The organism is Ferdinandcohnia sp. SAFN-114, from assembly GCF_059415045.1.
In genome coordinates, this window is the sequence record NZ_JBPFDQ010000003.1 from 44,245 (window position 1) to 71,145 (window position 26,901).

24 protein-coding genes are annotated in these 26,901 nt (G+C 39.0%); 2 read left to right on the plus strand and 22 right to left on the minus strand.

All coding sequences use genetic code 11. The features are described 5' to 3' along the window. Positions 1–62: 62 nt before the first annotated feature. The 3 genes from ACR65M_RS01665 to ACR65M_RS01675 all read right to left on the minus strand — a co-directional run bounded on the left by ACR65M_RS01665 (position 63) and on the right by ACR65M_RS01675 (position 2,672). Complete coding sequence (locus ACR65M_RS01665) at positions 63–1,106, minus strand: C4-dicarboxylate TRAP transporter substrate-binding protein (protein ID WP_440272383.1); 1,044 nt, start codon at positions 1,104–1,106, stop codon at positions 63–65. 92 nt (positions 1,107–1,198) lie between these two features. Next, positions 1,199–2,374 (minus strand): UxaA family hydrolase, encoded by a 1,176-nt coding sequence (locus ACR65M_RS01670; RefSeq protein ID WP_341333058.1) that lies wholly within the window; start codon positions 2,372–2,374, stop codon positions 1,199–1,201. Further along, the gene (locus ACR65M_RS01675) at positions 2,361–2,672 is read right to left on the minus strand and encodes a UxaA family hydrolase (protein ID WP_341333059.1); all 312 of its coding nucleotides are present in this window, start codon (positions 2,670–2,672) and stop codon (positions 2,361–2,363) included. The genes ACR65M_RS01670 and ACR65M_RS01675 overlap by 14 nt, the downstream gene beginning before the upstream one ends. 489 nt (positions 2,673–3,161) lie before the next feature. Between ACR65M_RS01675 and ACR65M_RS01680 the strand changes: the two genes are divergently transcribed. After that, positions 3,162–3,854, plus strand: a complete 693-nt coding sequence (locus tag ACR65M_RS01680; RefSeq protein WP_341333060.1) for a FadR/GntR family transcriptional regulator — start codon at positions 3,162–3,164, stop codon at positions 3,852–3,854. Between the two features lie 284 nt (positions 3,855–4,138). Here the strand turns inward: ACR65M_RS01680 and ACR65M_RS01685 are convergent, their stop codons facing one another. The 18 genes from ACR65M_RS01685 to ACR65M_RS01770 form a co-directional block, all read right to left on the minus strand. Further along, on the minus strand, positions 4,139–4,750 hold the full coding sequence (locus ACR65M_RS01685) for a flavin reductase family protein (protein ID WP_341333061.1): 612 nt from the start codon (positions 4,748–4,750) through the stop codon (positions 4,139–4,141). A gap of 297 nt (positions 4,751–5,047) precedes the next feature. Further along, the gene (locus tag ACR65M_RS01690) at positions 5,048–6,277 is read right to left on the minus strand and encodes an FAD-dependent monooxygenase (RefSeq protein ID WP_341333062.1); all 1,230 of its coding nucleotides are present in this window, start codon (positions 6,275–6,277) and stop codon (positions 5,048–5,050) included. Positions 6,278–6,334: 57 nt separating this feature from the next. Beyond that, complete coding sequence (locus tag ACR65M_RS01695; RefSeq protein ID WP_341333063.1) at positions 6,335–7,030, minus strand: ABC transporter ATP-binding protein; 696 nt, start codon at positions 7,028–7,030, stop codon at positions 6,335–6,337. Continuing rightward, positions 7,023–8,810, minus strand: a complete 1,788-nt coding sequence (locus ACR65M_RS01700; protein ID WP_341333064.1) for a branched-chain amino acid ABC transporter ATP-binding protein/permease — start codon at positions 8,808–8,810, stop codon at positions 7,023–7,025. Before ACR65M_RS01700 ends, ACR65M_RS01695 begins: the two co-directional genes overlap by 8 nt. Continuing rightward, positions 8,807–9,682: a branched-chain amino acid ABC transporter permease gene (locus ACR65M_RS01705; protein ID WP_341333065.1), complete on the minus strand. Its 876-nt coding sequence runs from the start codon at positions 9,680–9,682 to the stop codon at positions 8,807–8,809. The genes ACR65M_RS01700 and ACR65M_RS01705 overlap by 4 nt, the downstream gene beginning before the upstream one ends. Before the next feature lie 11 nt (positions 9,683–9,693). Then, positions 9,694–10,845, minus strand: a complete 1,152-nt coding sequence (locus tag ACR65M_RS01710) for an ABC transporter substrate-binding protein (protein WP_341333066.1) — start codon at positions 10,843–10,845, stop codon at positions 9,694–9,696. Positions 10,846–11,021: 176 nt separating this feature from the next. Next, positions 11,022–12,068, minus strand: a complete 1,047-nt coding sequence (locus tag ACR65M_RS01715) for a 2,5-dihydroxypyridine 5,6-dioxygenase NicX family protein (protein ID WP_341333067.1) — start codon at positions 12,066–12,068, stop codon at positions 11,022–11,024. Continuing rightward, positions 12,065–12,907, minus strand: coding sequence for an alpha/beta fold hydrolase (locus tag ACR65M_RS01720; protein ID WP_341333068.1), 843 nt, complete (start codon positions 12,905–12,907; stop codon positions 12,065–12,067). The genes ACR65M_RS01715 and ACR65M_RS01720 overlap by 4 nt, the downstream gene beginning before the upstream one ends. Positions 12,908–13,024: 117 nt before the next feature. Further along, positions 13,025–13,690 (minus strand): isochorismatase family protein, encoded by a 666-nt coding sequence (locus ACR65M_RS01725; RefSeq protein ID WP_341333069.1) that lies wholly within the window; start codon positions 13,688–13,690, stop codon positions 13,025–13,027. Positions 13,691–13,768: 78 nt separating this feature from the next. Then, positions 13,769–14,557 carry a maleate cis-trans isomerase family protein gene (locus tag ACR65M_RS01730; protein ID WP_341333070.1) on the minus strand — a complete coding sequence of 263 codons (789 nt, stop codon included), beginning with the start codon at positions 14,555–14,557 and terminating at the stop codon, positions 13,769–13,771. A gap of 318 nt (positions 14,558–14,875) precedes the next feature. Further along, positions 14,876–15,655 (minus strand): isochorismatase family protein, encoded by a 780-nt coding sequence (locus tag ACR65M_RS01735; RefSeq protein WP_341333071.1) that lies wholly within the window; start codon positions 15,653–15,655, stop codon positions 14,876–14,878. A 484-nt stretch (positions 15,656–16,139) separates the two neighbouring features. Beyond that, the gene (locus ACR65M_RS01740; RefSeq protein ID WP_341333072.1) at positions 16,140–17,039 is read right to left on the minus strand and encodes an AEC family transporter; all 900 of its coding nucleotides are present in this window, start codon (positions 17,037–17,039) and stop codon (positions 16,140–16,142) included. Between the two features lie 227 nt (positions 17,040–17,266). Further along, positions 17,267–18,736 carry an alpha-ketoglutaric semialdehyde dehydrogenase GucD gene (gene gucD / locus ACR65M_RS01745; protein ID WP_341333073.1) on the minus strand — a complete coding sequence of 490 codons (1,470 nt, stop codon included), beginning with the start codon at positions 18,734–18,736 and terminating at the stop codon, positions 17,267–17,269. Positions 18,737–18,765: 29 nt separating this feature from the next. Beyond that, the gene (locus tag ACR65M_RS01750; protein WP_341333074.1) at positions 18,766–19,668 is read right to left on the minus strand and encodes a fumarylacetoacetate hydrolase family protein; all 903 of its coding nucleotides are present in this window, start codon (positions 19,666–19,668) and stop codon (positions 18,766–18,768) included. 246 nt (positions 19,669–19,914) lie between these two features. Next, a complete protein-coding gene (gene kdgT / locus ACR65M_RS01755) occupies positions 19,915–20,907 on the minus strand; it encodes a 2-keto-3-deoxygluconate transporter (RefSeq protein ID WP_341333075.1) in 993 nt (330 codons plus the stop codon). Positions 20,908–21,101: 194 nt separating this feature from the next. Next, positions 21,102–22,004 carry a fumarylacetoacetate hydrolase family protein gene (locus tag ACR65M_RS01760; protein WP_341333076.1) on the minus strand — a complete coding sequence of 301 codons (903 nt, stop codon included), beginning with the start codon at positions 22,002–22,004 and terminating at the stop codon, positions 21,102–21,104. A gap of 14 nt (positions 22,005–22,018) precedes the next feature. Further along, a complete protein-coding gene (locus ACR65M_RS01765; protein ID WP_341333077.1) occupies positions 22,019–22,792 on the minus strand; it encodes an SDR family NAD(P)-dependent oxidoreductase in 774 nt (257 codons plus the stop codon). Next, positions 22,789–23,580 (minus strand): IclR family transcriptional regulator, encoded by a 792-nt coding sequence (locus ACR65M_RS01770; RefSeq protein ID WP_341333078.1) that lies wholly within the window; start codon positions 23,578–23,580, stop codon positions 22,789–22,791. Before ACR65M_RS01770 ends, ACR65M_RS01765 begins: the two co-directional genes overlap by 4 nt. A 237-nt stretch (positions 23,581–23,817) precedes the next feature. Here ACR65M_RS01770 and ACR65M_RS01775 point away from each other — a divergent pair, with 237 nt between their 5' ends. Further along, entirely contained in the window at positions 23,818–24,654 is an 837-nt protein-coding gene (locus ACR65M_RS01775) for an isocitrate lyase/PEP mutase family protein (protein WP_341333079.1), read from the plus strand. Positions 24,655–25,022: 368 nt separating this feature from the next. Here ACR65M_RS01775 and ACR65M_RS01780 read toward each other — a convergent pair whose 3' ends face one another. Next, on the minus strand, positions 25,023–26,858 hold the full coding sequence (locus ACR65M_RS01780) for a diguanylate cyclase (RefSeq protein WP_341333080.1): 1,836 nt from the start codon (positions 26,856–26,858) through the stop codon (positions 25,023–25,025). Positions 26,859–26,901 lie beyond the last annotated feature (43 nt).

Genomic DNA, 26,901 nt, shown 5'->3' on the forward strand with positions numbered 1-26,901 from the left:
TGACGTAAAGACTATAAAGCCATACTGAGAAAAGGTAATAGCTTTTCTCAGTATGGAACTAATTAGGAAGGCCTATTTTCTAATAATTCTAGAATTCTATCGTATAAACCAGGAGTCCATTCTGGAAACTCTTCATATACGCTTTGAACTTTTTCCTTAAATTGTTCTACATCAACCTCGTGTATTTCAACGCCCTGACCTTTAAATTCATCTAAAACGCTCTCGGTTTGTTCTTCTAGTACACCTCTACCATAATCTCCAGCCTCATCACCTGTTTCTTTGAGAATCTGTACTACATCTTCAGGTAGGGTTTCGATAAAACTTTGTCCAGCAATCCAAGTTGTAATGAACTTTTGATGGCCTGTAAGACTGAGATGTTTTGAAACTTCCTGTGCCTTTACACCTTGTAGAACTGGAAGTGGATTCTCAGCACCATCAATAAGTCCCTGTTGGAGGGAAGTATATAAATCCCCTAGTGGTGTTGGAGTTGCTGTTGCCCCTAAAGCTTCAAATGTTGCAATCGACATTTGGTTGTTAGGTACACGAATTTTCATTCCATCCAAATCCTCAGGTGTTGTAACTGGATCATTAGTTAACAGGTGACGCTCACCGTAAACAGTATTTGTTGTAACAATATGAATCCCCTTCCCGTTTAAAGCTTCATGGAGTTCAGTAAACCAGTCGGTTATTGTTAAATATAACAAGTCATCAACACTATCCGTAATATACGGAGCAGTCAGAATCCCAGCATCTGGTACATAATCCATTAGGAAATCATATCCCGCCATAACAATTACGTTGTTCCCCATAGTTGCTTGTTCAACAACATCTTTTTCAGATCCTAACTGGGAACTTGGGTAAAGCTTTAATTCAATTTTTCCATTACTTTTTTCCTCAGCTAGTTCTTTCCACTTTTTCGCTAATAAGTCAATTGGCTCCCCTGGCTGATTTCCATAAGCAACGTTTATTGAAATTTTTTCATCGCTGCCTTTACTATCACCTGAACCTTTTTCGGAACTGGAACTTGAGTCTGAAGAGCAAGCAGTTAAAAAGGCGACCAACATTGCAACAACCAAAACAGACATCCATTTAGATCTTCTCACCATACGATTACCCCTTTTTCTTATTATTCATTTTTAAACAAGTAAACTTGTAATCTCTCCTGAATCATGTAAAATGTGACATTACACTTTATAGATTAGAAGGTTGGTCCGATTCTCCAGATGCCAAAATCATGTTGTTTTAATATTTCAGCCTTCGTTAATTTCCCGGAACTAACTAATGCAATTTCGTCAAATATTCTTTTACCAACTTCTTGGACCGTTTCTGTTCCTTCGATAATCGTTCCAGCATTGAGGTCCATATTGTCACTCATTCTTTCAAACATACCTGTATTTGTTGAAATTTTAATAACTGGGGCAATCGGTGAACCTGTTGGTGTGCCTCTTCCACTCGTAAACAGGACAACTTGGGCACCACCAGCAACCATACCCGTTAATTGTTCAATATCATGTCCTGGAGTATCCATCCACACTAGACCTTTTTCTGTTGGCTCTTCGGCGTAGTCTATTAATTCTTTAAGCTCACTTTTCCCAGCCTTATTTGCTGCTCCAAGGGACTTTTCTTCTAATGAACTTAATCCTCCGGCAATATTTCCAGGACTAGGGTTTCCAGTTCTAATATCCACTCCCATGAGAATAGAGCGATTTTCCATTGCCTCAATAACCTCGTATACCCGTTTCGCCACTCGATCATTTGCTGCTCGATTTGCCAACAAATGTTCTGCACCAATTAGTTCTGTCGTTTCTGCTAGAATGGAAGTTCCGCCTCGTTCTACAATCATGTCACTAACGGCACCTACAGCAGGGTTAGCAGATAATCCGGAACATGCATCAGATCCGCCACATTCCGTACCAATAATTAATTCACTGAAATCACATATTTCCCTTGGTTGGGCGGAAGCCTCTTGAACAAGCTTTGCAGCTGCTTGTGCTCCTTTCGCAATAGTAGTTAATGTGCCTCCATGGTCTTGAATCGAGATGGTTACTACAGGTTTTCCTGACTTAGCGATTTCTGCAGCAACGCTTCTGGCCTGATGTGTTTCACAGCCTAACCCTAAAACCACAACTCCATATACATTTGGATTTTTTCCTAAACCTACGTACGTTCTAAATGTTTGTTCATAATCAACTCCAACTTGTGCACAACCATGTTGATGGATAAAAGTCACTGTTCCATGAACTAGTTCAGTAATCCTTTGGGCCGTTTGTGTTGCGCAAGTAATTGTCGGTAAAATTAAAACGTGATTTCTCACCCCTACCTTACCATCTGGACGACGATATCCTAAAAACTTCCCTTCATTATTTAGTTCCAATTTGGTCACCTCTTCCTCGTGTTCCTTCAAGATTGTGAACATGTACATGCTCACCTTCTGCTATATCCCTAATCGCTTTGCCAATGATTTCTCCATACTTTAAGATAGTCTCTCCCTTTTGGATTGACTTAATGGCGAATTTATGGCCAAAAAGTATTTCGTCCTTTAATAGAATCTTCTTTGATAATTCACTAGAAAGTTCTACATTAACCTCTTCATTTTGAGGAATATCTTGCAGTGAAACTGCAACACTATCTGTCGGTTGCATAACTAGTGTTCGGTATTTTTTCTCGCTCATCTTACTCATCCTCCTTAGTGAAGGTATTAATGTTAAAAAATAGTTTAAAGACCTCTTACGTACACGAGCACAAGCTTTTAGTTTTCATTTTTTTACAATTACTAGGAATTTCTATGTAATTCGTTTGGTATTGTGGTAGTACCATAGACGCAAAAAAAATACTTATTATATTTAATCAACTCTCCTCCTTGGGAATTTATTTTGATTAACGAAACTACCGATAAAACGCTTTCATATAATGAAAAGGTTCTGTGGTAGTACCAGTAATTTGATGTTACCACGTAGTTTTTCCGTTTTCAACAAATTTTCAAATTTTTTTAATTAATTAATATATTTATATAAATAGACACAATTTCATTTCCTTTCTATTCTTCTCCGTTTTATCCACGAACTTTTCACATAATTCCTAATCATTTTAATTCTATTCTTGCTTACAATGTGGTATTCTGGTGGTACCAATAAAAATTTCATTCACTAAGGGTGTTGTATATGGTAAAAATCAATCCAATTAAAAGAGTAACTTTAACTGAGCAAATTTTAGAACAAGTTGCATCATGGATTATCTCAAACGAATTAAAACCTGGAGACAAGCTTCCAAATGAGAGATTATTAGCAGAAGAATTCCAGGTAAACAGAGGACGAATCCGAGAGTCTCTGAGAGCCCTTGCACTTATCGGCTTAATAGAAATCAAACCAGGTGAAGGCAGTTTTGTAAGCGCTAAAGAATCGGTACTGCCCGCTGAAACTATTCTTTGGATGTATCATGATGAAGTGAATAATTTAGAGGAAGTTTATGCTGCAAGGAAATTAATTGAGTCTGAGGTTTATTTAGAAGCAGCTGATCGCATGACAGAAAATGAGATTACAGTACTAGATGATATTATGAAGAAATTAAAAAACACCCCAAAAAATAACAACGAAGAATTTCAACGGTTATTAGACGACTTTGATCTGTATATGGGCTCATGTAGCGGCAATAAAATCTACAACAAGTTAATGCAAACAATTGTCCATCTTCGCCATCAATCTATGGTAAAAATCTTAAATGTCCCTGGTGCACGTGAGAACAGCATTAACTCTCGTACAAAATTAATTAAAGCCATTAAATTACGCAATCTTGAAGAAGTAAAGGAAGCTATTGATTTAAACTTTACAGGAGCAAAGAAATTTTATAAACAATAAAATAAACCCAATACAAAAATAAGACCAGAATCATCTGGTCTTATTTTTGGGTCACACGGACAGGTCCCGTAACCTACCATATTTTTCCTTTTGGGACGAGGGACCTGTCCCTCTGTCCCATAAAAAGACAGAACAATTCTGCCTACAATGGAGCATTATATGCGGTATATTATGGGGGAATTTAGTGGGCAGTTGAAAGACTGGCATTAGAGTTAGAAAATATTCGTAGTAGAAAGATTCGTCTTATTAGGTAAAAATGCCAAATCGTTTAAAATCAAACGAGCTTATGATTTCAGTACTTTATCTGGATTATAAGTTCTTTTTAATGAATATGGTTTTATATTCGTATACATATTCCCAGCTAATCGGCCAACTGGGTTTAACTTTTCAAAATCAATTTTGAAATTACCTTGGTAGATTGTATCATCTATATCAAAGTGAACCACCTCTGCAAGGACCATATTACTATCCTTTACCTGAATAATGCGATCTAGCTTGCATTCCATTTTAATAGGAGCTTCCTTGACGGCTATACCATCAATAACTTTGGCAGTAGCTGGAGTGAATCCTACTTCTTCAAACTCACTGATTTCCGGTAAATATTCCGAACCGGCATTATGAACTTGTTGGGCCATTTCAGCATTAACAAGATTGATGACAAACTCCGAATGTTGTTCAATATTAAGGACAGTATCCTTCTTTCTATTACCTTTCCTATTTCCAACCGAAAACATAACCATTGGTGGGTGGATGACATTGAAGAAACTGAATGGGGCAACATTGTAAATGCCTTCCGCACTTTTGGTGGAAACGAGGGCAATTGGCCTAGGGACAACCGTTCCGGACATTAATTTATAGAGCTCAGTTGGAGAACAGTCCTTTGTATAGATCTCCATATTAGCTCCCCCCTAACTATTATGTATTTCAGTCCCATATATAGAGTATTATCGTTCAAACCTTCATTTTCGTTCGTACTTAACTTATTAAACCTTCAAATACTCCTAATAAATCCGTAACTTACAAGAGGCCAAGTCACGAAAGAGCGCATCTACATCTATACCCTTTTCCAGACTAGAACCTCTTATTGTTACAACAATTGATAATCCAGCTTTATTTATCAGTACGATTCTATTTTTTCTAGTAAAGCAGGATGTTTATTTAACTAATTTGCTTCACTTCAACATTACTTTCATCTAAACTGACGCGTTCGATGTCCCAAAACGTTGACGACATGCTATTGCGTCGTACTCATAAATCCACTCAGCACTAATGCCAACAGCATTCGGATTCTGATTTTGCCTTTCACGCATTTCAAGATCACGCTTGCGTTGCTCCTCCGGGGATTCCAGATGATAGGTACGTCCTCTTTCACGGGCCTGTAATTGCACATTTCGGGTCCTATTGCGGCGCTCTGCTTCGTATGCGTCTAACGCCACAGTTACTTTCCTTTCAAAATAATCTAGGGCTTCTGCAAGAACATATGCATCTTCTATCGCCATCGCTGCACCTTGAGATAAGTATGGAAGCATTGGATGTGCGGAGTCTCCAAGGAGAGTCGCATGACCTCGGGACCACTGATCCATAGGATTACGGTCATACAAGCCCCACTTGAAAACTTGTAGATTATCTGTTTGTTTGAACAGATTAATCAAGTCAGGATGCCACCCTTCGTACGCATCCAAAAGTTCATCAGTTGTACTAGGTTCAGTCCACGATTCTTTCACCCACTCATCTGTCTCTTTGCAAGCTACAATATTGACTGCTTTACCACCTTTGACATAGTAAGTAACCACGTGAGCTCTCGGACCAAACCAAAAGTTCACAGACGGATCAACGAAAGGGAGGGGATGATTTTCGACCGGAACAAGGGCACGCCAGCACATATGCCCAGTAAATGTTGGAACATCCTGGCCGAACAATGCGCCCCTGACAGCAGACCGGATTCCGTCTGCACCAACAATGAGGTCTGCTTCGAATTCAGTTCCATCATCAAACACTGCAAGTGCCTTATCACTCTTTAATTTCACGTCTACACATTTCACATTAAACGTAATACTATCCTCTGGTATACCTAATGCTAAAATACTGTGAAGGTCAGCACGATGTACATGATAGTACGATGCACCAAACAGTTGTTCAAACGTACCCTTTAAGGGAGTTCGAAATAATTCTTCACCTGTTTCTCCACTTCGTCCAACCATCGCTTCTGGTAAAAAGCCAACCCTCTGAATGGCATTTTCCAAACCAAGAGAATTCAGTACTTTCACAGCATTAGGTGTCATTTGGATTCCGGCCCCAACTTCTCTAAACTCTGTTGCTTGTTCAAACAAGTGGAAGGAAATCCCTCTTTGTTGTAACGCGCGCGCTAAAGCTACCCCACCAATACCTCCACCGATAATACCGACAACTAAAGACTTTTTCATCTTTTACATCACCTCAATATTATTTTTGAAAGATAAAAATCAGCCAAATACCCCTGTTCATCCTAAATAAATAGATTGGATTTTCTGATCGTTTCTTAAAGCTTCACATTCTCCGGATAAGACACAACGACCAAGTTCAATAACATAAGCCCGATCGGAAACATCCAAAGCTAGTTCTGCATTTTGTTCAATTAGTAGTATCGTTGTTCCTGCCTTTCGTAGGGCAATAATAGAATCAAAGATCATATCAATGATTTGTGGAGCCAGACCTAGGGATGGCTCATCAAGCATTAGGAGTTTCGGTTCCCCAATCATAGCACGGCCAATTGCTAACATTTGCTGTTCCCCACCGCTCAAACTGCCCCCTAATTGGTTTCGGCGCTCTTTCAAACGCGGAAAGATACTATAGATTTCCTCTATTCTGGATTTAGTTACTTTTCGTTTGAGGAAACCTCCCAGTTTCAAATTCTCTTCCACGGTTAATGTAGTGAAAATCCTTCTTCCTTCTGGGACTTGTATGATTCCTCTGGAAACAATTTGATGAGGTGGTAGTCGAGTAATGTCCTCTCCATTAAAAATAATGGTTCCTTTCTTTTGTTTTACAATTCCACTAATTGACATCAAGGTGGTGGATTTACCTGCCCCATTGTTTCCAATGAGACAGACAATCTCCCCTTCATTTAAGGTGAAGTTGATATCCTCAAGTGCCTGTGCATTTCCGTAAAAAGCTTGGAGATTTTCAACATTAAGCATGCTTCTTATCTCTCCTTCCCAGATACGCTTGAATAACTTCTGGATCACGCACCACAGCAAGAGGCAATCCATCCGCGATCTTCTTTCCAAAGTTTAGAACAGCCATATGGTCACAGATCTTTGTTAATAAGTTTAGGTCATGCTCTACAATGAAGATTGTGATACCAAAATCATTACGTAAACGAATAATCAAGTCCTTTAAATTTTCTCTTTCCTTAAGGTTTAGACCGGCAGCAGGTTCATCCAAAAACAGCACTTTCGGTTGAGAAGCAAGAGCTCTGGCAATTTCCACTAGCCTGCGATGTCCGTAAGCAAGATTTGCACATAAATCGAACGCTTTATCTTCCAAGCCGACCAGCTTCACCAAGCTCATTGCAATGCTATAAGCCTCTTGTTCCTCATGATGAAACTGCTTATTTTGCAATAAAGCTAAACCAATATCATTTTTAATCATGGTCGAAGTTCCAACCATGACATTCTCAACGACTGTCATACTGTTAAATAGCTTACTAACTTGGAATGTCCGAACCATCCCCATTTCACCAACGTAATGCATCGGCTTGCCGCTGATGTCCTTGTCCATGAAAGTGACTTTACCAATAGTCGGCTTCTCTACGCCTGTAATGGTGTTAATAAAAGTTGTTTTACCCGCTCCGTTCGGACCAATTAGACCAAATACTTCACCTTGCTTTACTTCCAAATCCACATCATTAAGAGCAACCACACCTCCAAACTGCTTTGTAACATGATCCATTTTCAATATGGTCTGATTTGTATTAAACGGTTGGGACAAGTAATTTTTTAAGTTCAAATCCAATTTCGTGTACTTGATAATGGATTCCATCGTCTGTTTCTTGAATTTTTTCACTAGGCCATATAATCCGTTAGGCCAGAAAATCATCATTACTGCAATAAAAATTCCATAAATGATAGGACGGTAAAGTGGGATTTCCTTTAACAATTCATTTAAGAACGTAACCCCGAAGCCCCCAAGAAACGCCCCGAAAAATGAACCAAGACCACCTAGTACGACCATAAGAACAACGGTTATAGATTCATGGAAGGAAAAGGGCTCAGGACTGACGAAGGCATACATATGTACCATGACACTTCCCGCTAAACCAGCCCAGAAACAACCTAAGATAAAGCCTTTGATTTTTGTCATTCCAATGTCGATGCCCAGTGAGGAAGCAGCCATCTGGTTATCACGAATAGCACGGAAATTACGGCCAAGCCTTCCTTGAGTGATTCGGATAACAAAGAAAAATTGAACCAAGAGAATAAGAGAGGCAAGAATAAAAAATTCTTTCTTTGAATCTACTACCCAACCGAAAATATTCGGAAATGGGATACCTGGAAGTCCATTCCACCCTCCAGTGAGGCTGCCTCCGTTGGCAAATATAATAGTTAAAATGATATTGAATGCTAGAGTTGACATGGCAAAGTAGGTTTCATTTAACTTGGCCATAGGTGATAAAATGAGTGATGCTAGAGCAGCAACAACCCCTGCTGTTAAAAAGGCAAGGACGAAATTCCAGTCATAATGATAGGTTAAAATAGCTGAAGTATAAGCCCCGATTCCAAAAAAACCAGCGTGAGCTAAACTTACCTGTCCTACATAGCCAAAGATTAACTGCAGTGAAACGGCAAGGATGGTATAGATAACTGCTTGCGAGAGTAAAGACAACATATAATTCGACTGAACAAAGAAAGCGAGTAACGCTAAAATCGCTAAGGCACCGATTAATGTCCCATATTTCTTCACTACGGATTGACTCATGCTGTATCCCTCCGTTGTTTAATTCCCAAAATACCAGTTGGGCGAAATAACATAACTGCGATTAATATCACATAAAGGATTAAATCACGGAACTGCGAACTGATCATGGTACCACCAAAAGCTTCAATAAGCCCAAGTAAGATGCCACCAATAACAGCACCCGTTACATTTCCAAATCCTCCCACAACAGCTGCGGCAAAAGCCTTAACCCCAATAGTCCCCATATCATAAGAAGCGTAATAGATAGGTCCAAGGAGCACACCAGCTACCCCTGTTAATCCTCCTGCAATAAGGAAAATGAAGGCGATGTATTTATGGTTGTTTATCCCTAGTAACTGAGACATAATCCGATCGTCCGCAATCGCCCTCATCGCTTGCCCGAGACGTGTATAGCGGAAAAAAATCTGGAAGACTACCATTACAATAATACTTAATACAATAACGAGGAAGCTCATTCCGGAGATTTGTGTTACACCAATATTGACTTGGCCCTGCGAAATATTGTTTGGATAGCTTAAAGGCTCAGCCCCCCATATCAAAGCACCTAATTGAGGTAGGCTGATTAAAATTCCTATGCTGGCAATCAGGACATGAACGTCCTGACCGCCTCGCTTTTGGATTGGATGAAAAATAAGTGTGTTTGCTAGATAACCAACGATACCAGCAATTAACATTGCTAGAATGATAGACACATAATAATTTGCCGAAAAACTGCTGATAACTGAATATCCTACTAATCCACCGATCATCACAAACTCGCCAGTACCAATATTCAACACTCCAGATGACCGAAAAATCAAACTGAAAGACATGGCGATTAAACTATAGATACAACCAACAGCTAGTCCGCTTACTAATATATCTAAGTACACGATATCCCCCCTTAATAGGATCCTGGTTCGAGTGTTTTCTCCAATTTTAATTCTCCATTATCCCATTTGATAACATAGATTGGTTTTGTTGCTGATCCATCAGAATTAAAGCTTGTGATACCTGATGCTCCTACATAGTCTTTGATATTCAATAATTCTTTTTGAACCTTCTCCTGGTCTAAGCTACCAGCCTTTTCAATCGCACTTTTCAGAATATAGACAGCATCATACCCATGAACCTGATAAACGTTCGGATCAATTTTGAATTCAGTCTTCCACTCTTCAATGAATTTTTTTGTTGCATCTCCAATGGTTTCGCTTGAAATATACGCTGAGCCGATAAATGTATTGTTAGCAGCATCTCCTGCAATCTCCAGATATTGAGGATTCGACATAGGATTGGTTGCAAAAATAGGTTTGTCATATCCATTAGCTCTCGCCTGCTTTGCGATTAAACCACCATCTGCTGCGTATCCAGTAAGAAAGATAGCCGCATTAGGATATTCACTAATTCCTTGACTAATATAAGAATTAAAATCCTTTGCATCAACTGGATATTTAAATTCTTTTACAATCTTACCTCCATTTTCCTCATACTTTTCTTTGAATGCCTTTAAAACGCTCGTTCCATAGGCATCATCCCGAACAAAGACAATCATTTCTTTAATGCCCATTTCATTGGCTGCATAATGAGCAGATGACCAGCCAAACTGGTTATTGTTTGCCAAATTAACAAAGAAACGAGGGTCTTCTGACACGACATCTGGGTCAGATGCAATAGGTGATACAGCAATCATATTATTTGCTTTGACCTTTGCTACTTGAGATAAAGCTACCGCACTACTTGATCCACTTATAACAAACTTAATGTCACTGTTCGCAAATTTATCAATGGCCTGCTGCCCTTTGAAGGGGTTTCCTTCATCATCATCTTTTACAAGTTCTACCTCTTTACCATCTATTCCACCGTTTTCGTTAATCTCATTGATCGCATATTCTACAGCTTCATAAGTTGGAATCCCAAAAGCAGCCGTGGGACCACTTAGCCCGCCAACATATGCCAACTTTATACTCGATTCATCTCCTGACGTACCACTACTTGAACAACCCGTAACAATTGCAATCAACGATAAACATACAATAAAGGACCTCAGTTTTAACATATTTCTCCCCCTTTAAATCTATTATTTTGTTCACATAATCTCTAATTAAAAAGGTGACACCTGTTCTTTTGTAATGGATTAGGTACCGCTATTCTTCAAAAGAAATAGGTGTCTTTTTCTGCTATTTTTAATTTTCCAAAAATTAAATTGATAGATTTCTACAATATGAAACAGCCTTACCTTTTCGCTAATTGCGTATTAACTGGTTGCATTTCTTCAATAACAACGTCCCCATCTTTAACGATTAATTTGCCATCGAGATATAATGTGCAATTTTTCATTGGCAAATCAAGGTGACATGGAGTATCATTGCTTCCACCTAATTCGGAATTTGGACCTAACGAGAAAAGAACGTTTCCGTAAAATGCACGGCCATCCATACCAAATACTTGATCATCGAAGGCTAAACTATGCCATTGTGCTCGTTCATTTAATCCCCAGCCAATATGAGAGATCGCATATGCCCTTGGGTCATTAAAGCTTTCCATATAATCTTTTATGAGCATAGCGTCAAAACCGCCCTCTATATTTGTCACATAGCCATCTTTGATTGTAAAGGTCACTTGCTCTTGTAAATATCGATTAAACGGAAATAAGATATCTCCTTTATCCATAACAACAACACCGTCAACACCACCATCGTTTGAGGTAGCTGCTGCAAAGCAACTTGGGAGATGGTCCCATCTTCCCGGCTCATCAGCAAAAGCATACTCTGTTAGGATCGGATATTGTCCTAATTGATAGGTAACATCTGTCCCCGCCTGGTTTGTCACTCTTAATTCCTTTGCATTTTTTAGAAGATTAGTTGCGTATAATACTCTGTCCTTGTCGCTTTCTTTTGGAAACATTCTTTTAATAACATCAAAAGGTTCAACTACTAGTAAAATTCGGACGCCTGCTTCTTGCAGTTCCAATTGTTCTTTTGAAAACAAGAGAAGCACTAAATCTATAACAAGGTCGGCCTTTTTCAGACATTCAACAGCGACTCGATTATCTGTTAACGGTGTGATACCAAAAGACCCTTCAGCTCCACGATTATTAGGAGGAAGTTTTAATTCAAATGCATTTGCTCCGATTTGAGAAGCAGCCGTCAAAAAAGCCTTTGCATAATCTGCTCGAATGTCACCAGAAGTTAGAACTGCCATTGTTTCTGTAGGCTGTAACTTACATAATTCAAGTTCCTTTTTAAAAAGCTCTACCATTTCATCAAATTCTACTGTCATTTTAAAACACCTCTCCCATTTAAATTAAATACTTTATCAACAAAAGATGTAATATATTTCGCTGTTTCCACAGGTGCATCCTTATATACCATATGTCCAACATCTTTGACCAACACTGTCTCCATCGATGGATTTATCGACTTCAATACTTGTAATTCATTTTCACGGATTGTATCTCCATGTTCTGCAACTAATAGTAGGGTAGGAACCGAAAGCATTTTTACATGCACTTGAAATGGCTCTTTCAGTAATGATTCGTATGATTGAACAATTGCTTGGAAACTATTATTTCTGTATTCCTCTGCTCTTTCTGAAAGCTGTTCTTCAGTAAATGCAGGAAAATAACTACGGAAAACATCCATCTCTCCTTGATCAACAGCCTCTTTTTGCTTGATAAACATGGAGAGCGGATTCGGATAAACTTGTCTTTGTCCAGGTCCGTTAATTGGTGGATCAATTAATACAACTCCAGAAATAAGGGACGGGTAACTGCTAGCGAACGAAGCAGCGATTCTAGCCCCCATTGAATGTCCGACTAATAATGGAGGGTGAGGGTTATCAATAATTGCATTGATAACATTCAGTAGGTCTTCAGAATAATCTTGTAGTGTGTATCCATCTTTAGGGACATCTGAAAGCCCTCTGCCTCTTGGATCCATGGATAAGAGATAGCAATCATCAGGCATCCTATTTAAGATGTTTCGAAATGAATAACTGTAACTCGTTATTCCTGGGAGAAAAATAATAGGAACTCCCTCTTTTTTTCCTTTTGTGATGAGGTGAATTTTTGCATGTAGCCCTTCTACAAATAAATCTTCAAAAGAATCACTATGATTCATTATACTAGCCCCTTCCTACGAAGACTTTCTACGTGTATTTATGTGAAAGTATATGAAGTGAATGATATTTTAATAGAATCCTATATTCCTACTTTTCTTACCTTGAGAAAGGCAGCGTTACATCTGATAATCCTTTGTGACTTGCTTTTTAAATTTCGACATATTTTCAATGACTTCACTTGTCTTTAGAACATCCGCGTATTTTTGACGAAGGTCAAATAGACTTTGTTCATGTGATGCCCTTGAGCGATCCCCAACAGCATCTTCAACAACTATTGGTCGATACCCTAATTGCAATGCATCAACAGCTGTTGCTCTGATACAACCGCATGTTGTACAGCCAACAATAATGACAGTATCAATATTGTTCGCATTGAGACGAGCAATGAGATCTGTCCCGAAAAACGCTGAAGCGTATTTCTTTACAATAAGGCCGTCACCAGATTGGAAGTGTAACCGAGAATCGACTTTAACTGCTTCGGTACCAGAGATTAATGTCTCTAGTCCTCTCATTTTCTGATACCAAATACCAGAATCCGCGAGTGACTCATCATCATAAGAGATAGTCGTAAAGAATACTGGAAGTTTTAACTCATGCATGACACTTAATAATTTATTTGTCTGTTCAATTTGTTGCGTTAAATCAGATCCCATCGGCATGGTTGGGTCTGTAAACCCCTTTATCATATCTACTACGATTAAACCAGGCTTCTGGCCAAACCCTAATAATTTTCCAAAACCTTTTTCTTTAAAAAAGGTTTCATCGTCTAAATGCTGTATCACCAGGCTCCCCCTCTTCACCATCAAATTGTTCCTTACATTAATGATTGAGAAAAAATAATAACTCCCGCATTTTTACGCTTATTCTCCCCCTTCCTTTGTAGAAACCCCTGCTAATAGATTTCCTGAAAGTAGTCTTCCTGCATTTGGTACATAGGGATCTATATTTAATGTTTTAAGAATCTTGTAAACTGTCGCTACAGAGGCTGAAAGAACGGGCTTACCGATGTTGTCTTCCACGATTTGGATGGCTTCTAATGAAGGCATTTGAACACAAGCTGATAATACAACCGCATCTGCTTGGCTTATATCTAAATTCTTCACTATCTCTACAAGACGTAATGGATCTTGGCGTCCAACTTCAAGATTATCGGGAATTTCTAAACTAATAGAGTCCGTAACTTGAATTCCGCTTGCTTCTATATATTCAATCACTTGATTTGTTAGAGGCTTCATATATGGGGTAATAATGGCTACTTTTTTTGCTCCTAATTCCTTTATCCCTTCTACAAGGGCTCCTGCGCTACTAACTACTGAAGTAGCTGCACCATTATCCTTGGTCTTTGTAAAAAGACGCTGTTCGGATTCTTTATGGTACCCAGGTCCTTGGCACATAATAGCAACCAGACACGCGTAGGCAATTACATCACATCTTGCATCTGAAAGTTCAACTGCACATCTGTCACTTTCAATGTCCATTGATTTTAATTCTTCTTTTGTTACCTTTTTCATCCGCATTCGACTTGAATGAAATGTAAATGTTGAATCTGAAACGATTTGTTGTCTCCTTTGAAGCATGGCTGGTATTTCAGTTTCCATTGTTGTGTTAGAGCTAGGAACAACTAGCCCGATCCGGTAGTTCTTCGTCACAAGTTCACACCCTTTTGATCGTTTTATTAAAATACCTATAGTTAAGCGATTTTGTCATATTCACTCTTCTTGTGGTGCTTTGTTTTTATTATTTCCTATACAACTTCCGTTTTTTACGTTCTCTCTCCCCTCCCATTTTTTTAGATTTCTAATCCAATTACTTCTAAAATTAATTAAACTTATCAAAAAACTTTAAACTTACCAAACTTACCAAACTTGTTAATTCACATTTTACTCTACACTTTCAATGGTGTCAATATTAAAACTAAATAAAATTTTCAGTAAATTAATGATAAAAAAACTGTGAATGGTTTTCATTCACAGTTTACTAGACCTTTTCATTCCTTTTATAGTTTTATCTAAACTAATCACATCTGCATATCTTGCGTTTAAATCTAACAAAGTTGAGTTCTGTAACGTCTGATTCCGATCGCCCACAGCTTCTTTCGGAATAATAACTCGATATCCTTTTTGAAGCGCTTCCACAGCAGTCGCTCTTATGCTTCCACTTGTCGTTGCTCCTGCCAAGATGATTGTGTCTATTTGTCTGGTTTGCAAAAAATCATTTACTTCGTTATTATACAAATCCGTAATATAGGCCGTAGGATTAATAAGATCATAGGGGTAATCTCTAAATTCTGGGTGAATCTGGGTCCATGTGCTTTGATGATCTAAAATTTGAAGCGATGGGAATTTCTCACTCCACAACCTAGATACCTTATTATCAGGTTCATAAACCGTTTTGCTAAAGATAATTGGCATCTTATGATCGAAGGCGACTTCAATCAACTTCTTAACAGAAGAGAATTGATTCTCGAGTTGAATAGATAATTGGGAATGCGGATCGGTGAAACCATTGGTCAAATCTCGGATTAACAAGGCAACCTTATCCCCAAATCCAATTTGTCCCGAAAACCCCTGATTCGAATAGAGTTGCTGGATTTCATCCAATATATATCTCCTCTGACCACCAGGTGTATAGATAACCTTTAATCCATATTCTTCAATATAGCCGTTCTTCTCCAATCTACGTAATGTACTTGGCGAAACACCCAATAGTTTTGATGCTTCAGATATATTTAAAAGATTCTCATACATCTCAATACCTTCTTCCATCGTATTCTTTTTATTACAATATTAAAATGATACAAATGAACATCTTTATCGATAAACAAGTATTCATCTCTGATTAGCAAGATTACAACTTCAACATTTCTACCAAAGTCTTTGATAACTTCCAAACTTACCAAACTTACCAAATAGTATATCATATTATTTCACTTTTTCTCTATAATTCACAAAAAATACAAAGTATCTGGTTCCTTTTTTAAGGAAGCAACTAGGTATTTATATTACAGACCTTTTCAAAACAACCGAGAAACCTAACCCTGGTCTCGAGTTTTCAACAATTACTTACCAGTATATGGCGAACAGTTTAGTATTTTGGAATTTCTTATAACTTGTGAGGCCTTTGAAAAGGATGGTCATAGGATTTTAAATGGGGTAATCTTGTTGGCATACAAGATTAGTTTCTAGGGGGTGTATAAAGAATTGGGATGAGGGACCTGACCCTCTATCCCACTTAAAGCAGAAAGATTACAAACGGGATTGAAATCAAGCTAAGTAAAGTTGTGACTAGTGTTGTAAATGATATTAAGTCTGGCTTGCAATCGAATTGGACGGCTAGCATGGTTGTGTTAGCTGCGACAGGCATCGCGGCCAAGAGAATAAAAACGTTTTTGATTATGTCGCTCACTGGCATGATCTGAACTAAAGCTAAGGCAAGAAGCGGTGATACAACCATACGTAGGATTGTAATACTACTAACATATTTCAAATTAAATTTTTGCGGTTTGATTTCAGCCAATTGCATGCCAAGGATTAACATAACAATTGGAATGGATGCATCTCCCACCATACTTATTCCACCTATTATTGTAGATGGTAATGGTATGTTCAAAATCTGAAATAGAATCCCCAATATAGCTCCATACATGACGGGCATTCGTATCAACCGAATAAATGCACCTTTCATTCCAGTTGAGGTGTCCCCACCGAGGGATGCAAGAAAGATACCCAATGAATTGATTAAAAATGCATGAATCACCATAATAATGATGGCATAATCAAAGGCCAAACTGCCGAATGCAAACAAAGCAACTGGGGCTCCGTAATTCCCGCTATTCGGAAAAATACTCCCAATCTGCAAAGCAGACATATGAGGTCGGTCTACCTTTAATAGTTTTCCAGTCAAGAAGGTTATACCCACTAATAGAACAGTAAGCAATACTGTAAAAACAAACATATAAAAATAATCGGCATTTAGTTGATTGGTATAAAACGTATCAAATGTTAAAAAAGGTAATAACAAATATAAAGACAGTTTTGAAATAGATTTAATATCAAATTTGAGGACCTTTTGACCAATAAATCCAGCAGTGAAGATAAGGAATGCAGGTAAAACGATTAATAATAACTCCATCTGTGATTTCCTTCCATATTTATACTAATATCTTATTCTAACATAGTGGAGCAAGGATCGGGTTGGTCACGGGGATAGGATCCGTAAACTACCATAGTTTCCTCATAGACTTCCCTATTAAAAAAAGCCCGATTGTACAGATTACTCCATAATCGGGCCATTCATATTCTATTATAATATGTGATTTAAACCCATTGTTTTGGGACGAGGGACTTATCCCTTTGTCCCTAGCAACCTTTTACGAAGACGGTTTTGATTGCTGTGTAGAATTCTTTTGCAGCTTCTCCCTGTTCACGGGAACCAGAACTAGAAGATTTCATGCCACCGAATGGCGCTTGTAGCTCAACACCAGCACTTTCAGCATTGATTCTTACTAGACCTGCTTCGATATCTTCAACAAATTCTAAGATATTACTAATATTTGAAGTAAAGATTGACGCGCTCAAACCGTATTTAGTATTGTTCGCAACATCAATAGCTTCCTCTATATCTTCAACTTTAATCAAAGCAATAACAGGTCCAAAGATTTCATCTTGGGCAATTGCCATTTCCGGAGTCACGTCATCAAAAATTGCAGGAGTGATGTAGAATCCATTTTCGAACTCTGCCCCTTCAGGAACATTGCCTCCAAATATAAGAGATGCACCTTCCTCTTGGCCTTTCTTGATATAACTTTTTACGGTATCTAATTGGCTTTCGCTAGCAGACGGCCCCATCCAGATGCCTTCCTGTAAGCCGTTGCCCACTTTAATTTTCTCAGTTTCCTTGATTAGTTTTTCTTTGAATACCTCATATACCGGCGCTTCCACGATGACTCGGCTGGATGCTGTACATTTTTGGCCGGAGGAACGGAATCCACCACTGATTACGGCTTCCACCGCCTGATCGAGATTGGCATCTTTCGCTACGATGACTGGGTTTTTACCGCCCATCTCAGTTTGGAACTTGATGCCTCTTGCAGATGCAGACTTAGCTACACCTCTGCCAATTGCCTCTGAACCCGTAAACGTGATTCCGTTGAGCAACTGATGATCAATTAAAGCCTGCCCTACAACCGAACCGGAACCAGTTACAAAGTTCAAAACTCCTGCAGGAAGTCCGGCTTTTTCAAAGCACTCCACCACTTTCGCAGCGGTAACTGCAGCCTCTGATGCTGGCTTGAAAACGATTGTATTACCATATACTAGGGCAGGAGCAATTTTCCAAATTGGAATGGCAACTGGGAAGTTCCAAGGTGTAATGACTCCTACGACACCAAGCGGAGTTCTCTTCGTGAACATAAGAGCTTCATTATCAGAGGAAGGAATGACATCTCCTTCTTTTCTCATGCCTTCACCCGCATAATAACGAAGAATAGCGACCCCACGGGCTGTTTCCCCCTTTGCCTCCGGAAGTGTTTTACCCATTTCTCGAGTCATAGTTTCAGCAATTTCTTCTATGTTTTCTTCGAGAACATTTGCAACCTTATAGAGGATTTGACCACGTGCTGCTTGACCAATCCTTCGCCATGCCTTCTTAGCTTGGTGAGCTGCTTGAACCGCTTTTTCAAGATCTCCAACCGTGGACTTTTGAACATATCCTACGGTTTCGTATCGGTTTGCTGGATTGATGCTTTTGATCAACTCATTCGATTCCGATTTGACCCATTCATTGTTAATGAAATTGCTGTACGTAATTGTTTCTGTTTCCACTTTCACTTTCATTACCTCCTGATCAATTCGTAAATTTATTCAGCCACGAGAACTTCGCTCGGTTGCTGCTTCTTAACTGGGTTTCTTAGAATTCCGATTTCAGGAATCTCAATTTCTACTTGATCCCCATCTTGCAGAGTAAACTCGTTCGGCGGAACGATACAAGTGCCCGTCAACAGTACTGTGCCATCGAAAATGATATTATCCCTAATCAGATAAGAAACTAACTCATCATACTTCCGCTTTAACTGGCGGGTGTTGGCAGTCCCTTCGAATACCAACTGATTGTCCCGATAGATTCTGCAAATAATATCCAATTGATAGGCATCCTCAACGGAATCCGCTAATAATAATGCTGGTCCAATTGAGCAGGATTGCTTCCAGATTTTCGCCTGTGGTAGATACAGCGGATTTTCTCCCTCAATGTCTCGGCAACTCATATCATTTCCGATGGTGTAGGCGAGGATTTCCCCCTCTCCATTGACTACCAGTCCTAGTTCAGGCTCGGGAATCTGCCAGTTCGAATCACTTCTTATATATACATCCTGATTTGGCCCTACCGTACGATTAACAGTTGACTTCAAAAAGATTTCAGGGCGTGGTGCATCATACACTTTATCGTAAAATGTTTGCGCATCTAACTTTCCGTTTGTTGCTTCATAGTTTCTCGCTTCTCTACTCTTTTCGTATGTCACACCTGCTGCCCATACTTCTGGAGCATCAATTGGCACTACCAATTCAACTTCTTTCATTCCATAATCAACTGGTTGAAGGTTTGACACTTTATCCTCCACAAAAGCTAGGATAGATGTTTTGCGAGCTTTTGCATCACGAGTGATGTCGATAAAACCTTCATAAGGAAGCGGATAGATCGCACCGTCGGACGTGACCGCCGCAATAATTTGCTCTTCTTCTTTTCGGTAACGGATAATTTTCATCAACAATACCCCTTTCGGAATGTTTTTATCAGAAAAATTTAGTCTTCTATTTTTATATAGGGGATTGAAATGTGGAAATCTCAATACCCCCACTTCAAGTCACTTTTGTTTATTTTTCATTATTCGATAGTATAATAGATGTGTGTGTGTTGGTATCAATAGATGTCATTCAAAGAATCGCTTTGCACCACAAAACGATTATTGATATCTGTTGATGCCTTTTTTTGTCTATTAAACTCATCATTTTTACACTGCCTTTTTTATATTGTCTATGCGTTTGTTAAGAATTGAATTCTTGTTTGCAAACTTGTGATATACACCCGTCACGATTGGAACAACAATTGATGTTACAATTAGTGAAGTTGCAACCAATGCTGTTGCTGCTGGTGCTACTGGTGCAAGTTCTGGAACCATTTCAGCTACCAATAGTGGTGTAGCAACTGCTGCTCCTGCAGTACTTGAAGCAGCAATCCCCGCAGTACCGTTACCCTTACCAACAAAGATATCTGCTAGGATTAGAGGTATTCCTGTTACTACAATTACTAAAAGTCCAAGAATAATACCAAAAAGACCTGTTTCCGCAAGAACCGTCAATTTAATACCGTTACCGAGCGAGAATGCGAAGAAGGGTATCAGAACTGGAATGGCACGGCTAAGGAATTCACGAATGTCCTCATCTAGATTCCCAAGGATATAACCGACGATGAATGGTAAAATCAAACCGACTAACACTTGAGGTTCGAATGATGCAACTCCTGCAGTACCAAGGATAATCATAGTCATTAGTGGGCCAGATTCAATGTTCATGAGTACGAATGCACCTGCTTCTTCTTTTGAACCATATTGATCCATTAGAGAAGCGTAAAGACCTGTATTGGTCATATCCATGGCTGCTACCAAGGCGAGGGCAGAAACACCCGCGAAGAATCCGGATTCAATCATCCCGTTACCAAGATAATGTGAGGCTACAAAGCCAACAACCCATGCAACACTCAGTTTTGTTACCAATAGAACCCCTGATTTTCTGAGGACAATGCCTGTCGACTTCAGACGAATAGATGCCCCTAGACAGACGAACCAGACAGCTAGTATAGGAACCGTTCCTGATGTCAGACCAAACGTAAAGGATCCCAAAGATTTACTTAAATTAGGAAAAAACGTATTCAGCAATGCTCCTATAAAGAGCGGAACGACCATCAAGCCACCAGGAATTCTATCAATCGTTTTTTTAATTTTCATATATTGACCTCCTTTTTAAACAGCTAATTGTTTTAGGTACTTTTTCGTTTTGGGCACATTAATTTACATGATGGTCCAGTAAGTCTTCTTAGCTGTTTTACTCTAGTTGGTCTTTTCAAAGTTTGCTTTTCCTGTAGATTCGTGCCTCCATTTCAATCAACATACTAAACTACTTTTTAAGTAAGGGTTTTCAATTAAACTAAAACTTTTTCTTCGACAAACTTATTGGTTAATGTACCAAGCTTCTCGATTTCAACAGTGACTACGTCACCAGGCTGGATGTAAACTCTCTCTTCTTGTGGAAGTCCAAGAACGACGCCTTCTGGTGTTCCTGTTAGAATTAAATCTCCCGGCAATAGAGTCATATGTTTAGATATATAACTCACAATTTCTGCACATGAGAAAATCATATCTGATGTGTTTGAGTTTTGTCTGAGTTCACCATTCACATACGTTTTAAGTGTAAGATTGTTGGGATTTCCAACTTCATCCGATGTGACTAGGTAAGGACCCGCCGGGCTAAAGCCATCACAAGATTTCCCGAGCAGCCACTGCGGCGTTCTCATTTGTAAGTCTCGTGCGGATAGGTCATTGACCGCGCAATATCCGAATACATGAGAGAGTGCTTCTTCCTCTGATATGTTTTTCGTTTCCTTGCCGATTACAATACCAAGCTCAACTTCATAATCCAATTCATTGGTAACACCCGGAATTTCGATTTCAGCATTATGACCAGTCAGTGTGTTGTCAAATTTGTTAAAAAGAATTGGCACTTCAGGGTAAGGAGCATTTGTCTCGTCAGCATGCTTCTTGTAATTCAAACCAACACAGATAATTTTATGTGGTCGGGTTACACATGGACCCCAGGTTACTTCCTCTTCGTTGACCACTGTTGCCTGCCCGTTATGTACAGCTTGTTTAATCTGTTCCTCGAAATGTTTGAATTCATCTGATGGCATACCAATTACGTTCATGATATCCTCAGGTACTACATTCCAATTATTCTGTTCAGCTGTCTTTTCGACATCAATTAGAGAATGATTCAATTTAACTGCCAGTCGTTCTTGCTGGTTGTATAGATACGTTCCTAATTTCATTTCAAACCCTCCAGTTAAGCATTTTTTCCAAATACAACTCCACCATCGATATATAGTGGTGCACCCATCATAAACGAAGACTCATCAGAAGCGAGAAACAGTGCTGCTTTTGCAACATCATCCGGACGACCAAGATTACCGCTTAGCTGCCTCTTTTTAATCCCTTCAATCGCCTCTTCAGGATCATCATAGGAGTTTTTAAGGTAGTTCTCTACAAAAGGCGTCAAGATTGTACCTGGAAGTAGAGCATTTACCCGAATATTGTATGGAGCGTAGTCGACCTGCATAGATTTCGTCAATGATAGGACAGCTCCTTTAGTTGTTGCATAAACAGCTCGTAGCTTTAGTCCGATTTCCGCAATACAAGAAGACATATTAATGATTGTACCTTCATTTCTCTCAATCATGTGCGGTATGACGTACTTGCTTGTCATATAGACACCCTTAATGTTAACGTTTACAACTTTATCCCAGAGTTCTTCGCTCGTTTCATGTAGCATACCAACTCCTGAGATTCCTGCGTTATTAAAGAGTACATCGATTTTACCTGTGTGACGGATGATTTCATCAACCATTCGTTGGACGTCATCCGCTTTTGTCACATCAGCTTGAATGAAGGTTGCTTCCCCACCATTATTCTTTATGAGCTCTAGTGTCTCCAAACCGCCTTGTTCGGAAGTATCATTCACAACTACCAAAGCACCTTCTTTGGCGAAGAGTTGAGCAGTTTCTCTTCCAATTCCTGAACCTGCTCCAGTAATCAAAGCTACTTTTCCTTGAAGTCTCATCTAACCACTCCTTTATCTAAGTTTTGAGTTGTACTGTATCCTGCCTTTAGTGAAATCCTGTGGGCTAGATCCAGAATCTCCTTCTCCACCTGCTTTTGTTTCCGTTCCCAGTTCACCGGGAGCATCGTGACGCTAACTGCTGCGATAATATCTCCCTTATTGTTTCTGATTGGAACACTGATACAAGTGAAACCCTCAACAGCCTCTTGATATTCCCTAATATATCCGTTTTCCTTTAGGGATTCGATTTGTTGCCAAAGCTCATCCAAGGTCTGGACTGTATATGGAGTCTTTGCTTCCATCTTCTTTCCAGCATATAACTCTTCAAGTTCATGATAATTATACTTGGATAGCAGAACCTTTCCCATTGCGGTTGCATGGGCAGGATATCTCATACCCGGACCAGATACAACTCGAATTGGAGAGGATCCTTCTTTCTTGGCGACGTAGAGAATATCTGTCCCGTCAAGAACTGAAAGCTGCACAGTTTCGCCTAGATTTGATACTGTAATCTCTGACTCAATCAAAAATGTATCAACAAAATCGAACTGGCTTACATACAACGTACTAAATAATCCGAATCTCATACCCAACGAATAGGTGTCATCCCTATCCTTTTTAACCCACCCCAGGCTCTCCAAGGTATTCAACATAGAAAAAAGGGAGCTCTTGTTCATATCCAATTCCTTGGACAAATCTATTAATCTATACTTGTTTGGACGATACGCAATCAGGTCGAGAACTTTATCTGCTCGCTCTAAAGCTGGAACCCAATATTTCTTTTCCAATCTAGTCCCCCCTTTTTTGTTGGTTTTATATAGTAAACCTGATTTAGTATCCAAAACCAATTTATCACTATTATTTAAAATAGTCAAATAATTTATTTTATTCCCAACAATTTTGGTGGGTCACAGGGACAGGTCCTTTGTCCCACCATATTTTTCCTTTTGAGCCTGTCCCTTCACCCCAGAAATAAGTTACAATAAGATTATAGTTTTGATTCGAAATTAGAAAGGAGTTTGGCGATGATAAGTGAACAGCTAGTAGCTAAAGCAGAGCGTTTTCGGGCTCTCCATAAGGGGCCAAATACCATGATTCTACCGAATGCATGGGATGTAATCAGTGCAAAAATGTTCGAGGAATGCGGATGTGAAGCAATTGGTACAACAAGTGCAGGGATTGCGATGTCACTGGGGTATCCTGATGGACAAGAGATTCCATTTGAAACGATGTTACGTATTATCAAGAATATGGTTAACGCGGTTGACGTACCAGTAAGCGCGGACCTTGAATCAGGTTATGGAGAGACGACGAAGGAAGTTTTACATACAATAGAACAAGTTATATCAGCTGGTTTGGTTGGTATCAATCTCGAGGACGCTACTGGTGATGCTAGTTCTCCGATTTATGATCCACAACTGCAGAAGGAAAAGATTGCTGCCATTAGGGAGTACTGTGATTCAATTGGGTTTCCGTTGTTTATCAATGCACGCACGGATATTTTTTGGCTAAATATTGGCGAACCAGAATCTCGTATTGACGAAGCGATCTACCGCGTAAAGCTATATGAGGAAGCTGGCGCAGATTGTGTCTTCGTCCCCGCTCTGAAAGATATCGATGAAATTAAAAAACTTAGAAAAGCAGTCAATTGTCCAATTAATCTATTAGCCGTCCCGGGGCTTCCTTCATTAGAAGAGTTATCTGAAATAGGAATTGAAAGAGTAAGTACTGGCTCTAGTCCATTCCGCGCCAGTGTATCCCTCTTGAAACAAATCGGCGACGAGATCGTGAACCAACGTACATTTAATAAAATAACAGATAATGTGCTTTCCTATGGTGAAGTATCCACTTTAGTGAAATAATGGGTCAAGGGGACAGGTCCCTTGACCCACCATTTTTTTCCTGGGACAAGGGACCTGTCCCTCCGACCCTTTTTCAGAATACCAAATTGATAGTATAACAGTTTCATTTGCAATACCGATTACCTAGCGAATTAAATTCAAACAAACGATTGATTGAATTGAGAGTTTCATGCCACTGCTGATTTAGACCATTAAACAAACGTTTGTTTGAAATCGATAAATTCAAAAAAGGCCCGATTAGTACAGATTACTGCTAATCGGGTTTTTGATATTTTAGTATAATATATTGTTTGACACCTAGATTTGGGACAAGGGACCTGTCCCTCTGTCCCAACCCCAAAAAACCAGCAGCCACCGACCACTGGTTTTTACGAACTTATGACGAGTTCTTCTTTTATTTGGTTTGCATATTTCTCTTCGATCATCCCGATGAAGGGTTCGACTAATGTTGGATCGAATTGACTTCCTGAGCATTTTCTTAGTTCGTCGATGGCTTCGGTGAAGGTTTTTGTCTTTTGGTATGGGCGTTCTGTTGTCATGGCGTCAAAGGAATCGCACACACATAGTATGCGAGCCAGTTTCGGAATTTTTTCACCTTGTAGGCCATGCGGATATCCCTTTCCATCGAAACGTTCATGATGAAGCTCAACTAATGGAATCAAAGGCTCCAATTTTTTATTGGTCGAGATAATTTCTTTCCCCCAGGTTACGTGTTTCTTCATCATTTCCCATTCATGAGGTTCGAGTTTTCCTTTTTTATTGATAATATCACGAGGAATCTCTAGTTTACCGATGTCATGAATAAGGGCACCTAATATTAACGTCTTCTTTTCAGATTCACTTAAATCTAGTCTACTACTGAAATCAACCGCATATTGGAAGACACGTTTACTATGACGATAGGTGTACACATCTTTCGATAAGAAGATCTTTAGCTGTTGTTCAGCTTCGGTTAACTCTTGATCGAGATTAATCGCATTTTGAGCAAAGTATTGAGAATTCTCATCGAATACCTGAACAATGTTTTTTCCTTGTGCTTTCGCATAATACATCGCTTGGTCGGCTTTATTCAATATTTCGGATGCATCATACATCCCTTTTTCCCACTCCACAACGCCTGCTGAAAAAGATAGACAGCCATACGGAAGTGCTTCTACACCTTTGAAGTAGCTATTATTCACTTTTTTTCGCAATGAATCAATGAAAGCTAATCCGTCGTCCACACAAGTGTTCGGCATGACAATTGAAAATTCTTCTCCACCGTATCTCCCAACGATATAGTCATGTGAATTTGCTTCTTCTTCTAAGATTGAACCGAAAAATGTTAGTAAATGATCACCTTGAATATGACCATATAAATCATTATATTTTTTAAAATCATCTATATCTAAAAGTGCTAAGCTGACAGGCGTTCCATTTTCCCTAGCACTTGATATTTCAGCATCAAATAATTCTTTAAAATAGCCATGATTATTTAAACCTGTTAAGAAATCCTTATTCGCCTTATCTGAAATCTCTTGATAGAGCTTAAAATGCTGATCAAATGCAGCTGATAACAGTAAAGCAATACAAACGAATAAAAAAAGGCCAAATATACCTTCTGCTTTTAGCAAAATTCCAAGAATCAAGGGTAGTAACAACGTCGTAAAATAACTAATCACAAAAGTTTTATCAGTAGTGACCCCTTTAATTACGTTCTCAATACTACCACTACCATAAAGAAAGAAATAAGAAATAATAAAGAGCATGTTGCAAATAAAATACGTACATAGAGATAGAATATATGGCAACAGATGATGTGTATCGATTTCTCCAACTGATCCTCCAGCAAAAACAAGTGAAAAATAGGAGGCGATAATCATAATGCTGTACATCGAGAAATTAAATAAATGCTTCCACCAAGCTATTTTCCGTTGGACAAAAACATAGATAAGACTGGACAATGCCAGTACAAAAAGGGTAACGTCTAGTCCATACATAAACAAACTAGCGAGATAAATAGAAGAATCTAGAGAAAGTGAATTATCCTTTGGCGGGATATGGATAACATGATAGTTTAAAAGAGTAATAGAACCGATTAATACAAATATGATCACCCAATCTGATAAGGTGATATTATAATCATAAAAATAGAGGAATGAAAATACTCCTACTATAATGGTAATGCTCGTGTATACATGTATGGGTTTAAAGTTTAATTTCATGTTTTATCATCCCTCGGGTTAAAAGGTAGAGGAGGACTCATTG